The sequence below is a fragment of the Endozoicomonas atrinae genome, from assembly GCF_001647025.1.
GTDB lineage: Bacteria > Pseudomonadota > Gammaproteobacteria > Pseudomonadales > Endozoicomonadaceae > Endozoicomonas > Endozoicomonas atrinae.
The window spans coordinates 1-755 of record NZ_LUKQ02000679.1 but is presented as its reverse complement, the minus strand read 5'-3'; the positions used below and the strand labels follow the sequence as shown (position 1 = coordinate 755).

Sequence of the window (755 nt, the reverse complement as noted above, 5' to 3'; positions counted from 1 at the left end):
GAAAATCAACATCATTAAAACCTTCGGGTAGCTGTGGTCGACGAGACATCTGTTCTAGATAATGCATGGTAATGATGCCTAAGCATAGTTGGCGGCAGCTTAAGGATTTAGAAAATGCGATTGGTATTACCAGGTTCAGAGTCAGAGTGATGATAGCTCCATCACCAGACCCGGCTGTTATCGTATTGCTTCGCACAAGGTAAATAGAAGCACTGTCCAGGATATAATCCATCAGCAGGCAGGAGAGCAGAATGCTTAAAAATAAAACGGTTGCCTGTCTGATCGTGACAGACAAGCCATAATACTGATTGGACATGCGAAGCATGGGAAAGGTTAACAGGCTGGATAAAAGGAACGCCATCACCCCGCCGGGTGATACCCCATTCCACCACATGACAGCAGCCAGTGACACATTTCCAATCGAACATCCAAAAGTGAGAATGGCAATAATAATCCCGATGATCGCATTCCACAGCCACGCCAGAAAACCATGCTCCTGAACATTCCAGAAAAGCAGTTCCCACCATGATGAAGGCATAAGAACACTGACTGATGAAGCAACAAGTAAACCAACCAGTATATCTTTACGGGTCATGTTCAGGTCATCACGAAAGAATGAGCAGGCTTTTGTCATCACCGATGTAATAAGTCTTCAAAACACCAGTTTAATTTGACCTCCCGATTAACCCTTTTCTGGCCGATTGTTTTCCTGTTGGTATCAAGCAGGGAGCAGCGCCATGACCAATCGAGAGGAC

Annotated in this window: 1 protein-coding gene; it reads right to left on the bottom strand. The window is 45.3% G+C overall.

Features of this window, described 5'->3' with window-relative positions; all coding sequences use genetic code 11:
• Positions 1-634: permease (locus tag AK963_RS30010; RefSeq protein ID WP_238593904.1), on the bottom strand; the 634-nt coding region annotated here is incomplete at its 3' end.
• Positions 635-755 lie beyond the last annotated feature (121 nt).